Source organism: Endozoicomonas sp. ONNA2, from assembly GCF_024606365.1.
GTDB lineage: Bacteria > Pseudomonadota > Gammaproteobacteria > Pseudomonadales > Endozoicomonadaceae > Endozoicomonas.
In genome coordinates, this window is the sequence record NZ_JAHHPO010000808.1 from 1 (window position 1) to 4,427 (window position 4,427).

The 4,427-nt window shown below is 50.5% G+C and carries 3 protein-coding genes; all 3 read right to left on the bottom strand.

Annotated elements, in window-relative coordinates; translation table 11 throughout:
* Positions 1-266, bottom strand: a 266-nt coding sequence (locus KDK14_RS14325; RefSeq protein ID WP_257265852.1) for an F-box protein, incomplete at its 3' end; no start/stop codon positions are given.
* A gap of 76 nt (positions 267-342) precedes the next feature.
* Entirely contained in the window at positions 343-2,472 is a 2,130-nt protein-coding gene (locus KDK14_RS14330; RefSeq protein ID WP_257265853.1) for an F-box protein, read from the bottom strand.
* Between the two features lie 28 nt (positions 2,473-2,500).
* Positions 2,501-4,427: WD40 repeat domain-containing protein (locus tag KDK14_RS14335; RefSeq protein ID WP_257265854.1), on the bottom strand; the 1,927-nt coding region annotated here is incomplete at its 5' end.

Here is a 4,427-nt window from a genome sequence, read left to right on the forward strand (position 1 = left end):
AACCACGATCTGGCCAGCAGATGTTCATTGGTGATTACCTGGTGTAAATACGTACACGTTTTTGCGGTGGCGAGAATATCCCGGAAAGGCAAGTAGCCCAAGAGCTTGAGCATGGCAGGCTCTGGCAAATACAGTAATGAGCATGGGGCTTGGCAGGGCACAACCGACATACCGTTGCTGCTCCACAGATATCGGTGTGACTCAGGTGCGCAGCATTCCCGGCTACCATAACTGCAGCTGGTGTTCACGGTAACGGGCGGTTCCATGGTTAATTGCCTGCTTCCGGTTCTCGATTCGATTGGTCATTTTGGGCTGGATTCGGCTTGCATGGCTTCTTTCCTGTTAGCCAGACTGCCCGGAGCCCATGCCAGAATCGACAAGGCGCCAGATTTCTACGGTGCAATCACCACTGACGGTCACCACCCGCCTGCTATCGGTACTGAAGATGGCAGTTCGGACCGGGCAGTTATGCTTTAAAGTGGTTTTATTTACCCATTTGCCGTTGGCATGCCGACCCAGGATTATTGCCGTGCCATCGGCGCTTGCGGTCACTAAATGGCTGCCATCGTCGTTGAAACGTGCGGAGTTGATCGGGCCGTAATGGGTGATAGTGGCTCTGGGTAGCCAATCGCCATGCCCATCGCGACCGTGGATTTTTACGTGATATTCCCTACCAAAGCTTTTGTCGCGGCAACAGAAAGAGACAATATGACGACTATCAGCACTGAAACTGGCCTCAATTTCTGGCAAGTTTTGGTCATGGGGAATGACTTTTTTTTCTATCCAGCCTGTGGCTGCGTCATAACCGTATATGCAGCAGATGGGACCATAACCAGGGGTGATTACTGCCACATGACTGCTGTTGGGACTAAAGAAGGCTTTTCTCGTTCTTCTCCTCAAGGGTATAGAGTTCTGCACCCAGCTGCCGTGTTTGTCACAGCTCAGGAATTCAAGGTTATCAAAATCTCTGATAGCCAGCACATGACAGCCATCGGGGCTGAATTTGGGGGCCAGGTCAGAATCAGTGCTGAAAAAAATGGGGATATTGTCAGTTTTCCCCGTCCAGTTGCCGCTGGCGTCACGACCGAAGATTTTTAGGGTTTTCCTCCTGGTTGCAGCGTCTTGGTGGCTGACGGTAATGACATGGCGACCATCAGGGCTGGCAATAGCATGCATGATCGTGTAGCCATCGTTAACGAGGATGGCACTCTCCTGATTGTCGTTCAGGCTCAGGATTTTTGCTGACTCTTTAAAACCGAACAACAGCAACTGGTTGCCATTGGGACTGAGCCTGACGAATTTGGCATTGGGGTCGCTGATTGTTGCTGATGTCCAGCCACCCTCTTCATTCCGCTGGTGTATTTTTGCGTGCGGGTTGGGGGTCACTGAGCGGGTCAGTACCCGGCTGCCATCGGGGCTGAAGCAGGCCTTCACGGCTCTGCTATAGTCTATGTTCGCCAGGTGCGCTATGTCTTCTATGTCCTCTACGTCCTCAATGCCTTCTATGTTCGCTGATAGCATCCAGTGACCATCGTCGTTCAAACTGTGGATTTTGGCACTGCCATCATCACAGGTAATGACTACCTGACGACCATCGCAACTCAAGTCAGCTGACAAGATCCTGCTTTCATGGACAATAGTGAATTGATCTGTGCAGCTGTGATCGGCGTTATAGGCAAAGATTCTTGCGGTACAGTATCCATCCCAAGTCAATACATGACGGCCATGGGCAATGAAGCTGGTCATGACGGTGGTGAAAGGAGGTTCAGGTTCGACCCAGTAATTAAAGACAAAACCAGCCTGTTTATGCCATTGGCAGTCCCCTGTGAAGCCAAAGATTATCCCGGTATGATTGCTTCTGAAGATCACCAAATGGTCGCCATGAGTGTTAAAGCTGACGTTATTGACCTCAGATTTATTAATAATGCGCTTTTCCAGAACCGGTTCGATTTGTCGACAACCCACCATCAGTTGACCCACCGTGTAAAACAAGGCTGGGGGAAAGCATCGCCTTTTTTGTGCTTCACAGGTGTTACGATCGTCGTCTATTGTTTGGTCTGCAGGGTCTTGGCTGCACAGTTTATCGGCTACCGTTGTATCCATGGTAAATTGTCCCAGCCAATTGTGCAGGTCAGGTTTACTGATGTCCCGGGCAATCTCTTTGAACTGGTTCTGCTGCTGTGCTGCCAATGTGTCAAACCACCTTCTGGCCAGCAGATGTTCATTGGAGATTAGCTGGTTTAAATGCCTGCACGTTTTTGCGGTGGCGAGAATATCCCTGAAATCTAATAAGTCTAACAGCTTGCGCATCGGAAGCTCTGGCAAATTCAGTAATGTACACGGGTCTTCGCAGGGAGCAACCGACATCCCGTTGCTGCGCCCCACACAACACGACGCCTCAGGTATTACTCCGGCACAGTCCGGGCAGCTGTCATAGCTGCCTTTGTTATTCACGATAACGGGAGGTTCCATGGTTAATTGCCCTCGTCAGGTGATTGCATCAGACGTCTTTGATGGAATAATCGGGCAAAAGTTCAAGGCATTCGAAATGATCGTGTAAAACAGACTTGTTTGTGCTTGAGTGCTCAGGCGCGGGTGGGTTGTCCACAGACACACTGGCAGTATCAAGACGCCAGATTTTCACGTTGTCCCGGTCACATACGGTCACCACATGCCTGCTATCGACACTGAAGCTGGCAGATTCGACTCGGCGGGGATGCCATAGAGTGGCCTTCTTCACCCAGCTGCCGTCGGCATGGCGGCCAAAGATTATTGCACTACCATCCCCGCTTGCGGTGACTATATGGGTGCCATCGGCGTTGAAGCATGTGGAACAGATCGGACCGCCATGGCTGATAAGGCCTTTTCGTAGCCACTGGCCGCTCCCATTGTTACCGTATATTCTTGCCTGGAATTTGCTGCCGATGTTGCCGTCCCAGGGAATACCTTGATGCCAGCAAAAAGTGACAATATGGCTGCTATCAGGACTGAAGCTGGCGTCAGTGCCCGGGTCATGGGGAATAATGCCGCTTTCTACCCAGCCTCTGGCCTGGTCATAACTGTATATTCTTGAGATCCAATGACCCGCGCCGATGATCGCCGCATGTCTGCTGTCGGGACTGAAGAAGGCTCTTTTGCTGTGTACCAATGAGGGAATAGAGGTTGGTATCCAGTTGCCGCGTTTGTCACAGCTCAGGATTTCAAGGTTAGATTCATTTTTGCTAACCATCACATGACAGCTATCGGGGCTGAACGTGGGCCAATCATGGATACCACAGTGGGTAATAATCGGGATATTGCCAGTTTTCCCTGTCCAGTCGCTGTTGCTGTCACGACTGAGGATTTTCAGGGTCATGCTGTCATTTTCACCGCTTTGATTGTTGATGAAAATGACATGGCGACCATCGGGGCTGGCGATAGCCCGTTCGATCGAGCCTTCGCTGTCAGCGAAGGATGCGCTCTCCAGCCAGCCGCCGTTGTCCAGGCTGAGGGTTTTTACACTCCCCTGATTACTTAACATCAGCACATGGCTGCCATCGGGACTGAAAGTGGCTGATTCGGCATAGAAGTTGCTATTGGCCTCTAATGTCCAGCCACCCTCCTCGTTCCGTTTGTGGATTTTTGTGCACGGGTTTGAGTGGGTCAGTATCCGGCTGCCATCCGGGCTGAAGCAAGCCTTCAACTTTCGCCTGTCATCGGTAATATCTGCTACCAGCGTCCAGTGACCAGCGTCGTTCAAGCTGTGGATTGTGGCGCTGCCATTATCACAGATAAAGACTGCCTGAAGACCATCGCAACTCAGGTCAGCTGATCTGATCTTGTCTTTGTGGACAATGGATAGTTGCTCCGTGCAGCTGTTATCTGCGTTATATGCGAAGATTTTTGCGGTATATTGTTCCCAGGCCAATACATGACGGCCGTGGGTCTCAAAGCTGTGGCCAGGATTTGGGAAGAACCAATAATCGAAGTTATAACTGGCTTGTTCATGCCATGAGCTGTTCGCTGTGTACCCAAAGATTGCCCAGGTGTTATGCCTGCTGAAGATCACTAAATGGTCGCCATGGGTGTTCAGGTTGAGGCTTTTGACACCATGGCTTACATGAATTTTTTTTTCCAGAACCGGTTTGAATTGTCGGCAGTCAGCCATCAGTTTACTCAGCGTATAAAACAGGATCTGGGGGAAGTATTTCCTTTTTTGTATTTTAACGGTTTTACGACCGTCGTCTGTTGTGGGCCCATCAAGGTATTGGCTGCACAGTTTATCGGCTACTGTTGCATTCGTGGTAAATTGACCCAGCCAATTTTGCAGGTCACGATCACTGATGTCCCGGGCAATCTCTTTGAACTGGTTTTGCTGGTGTGCCGCCAATTTTGCAAACCACGATCTGGCCAGCAGATGTTCATTGGTGATTACCTGGTGTAAATAC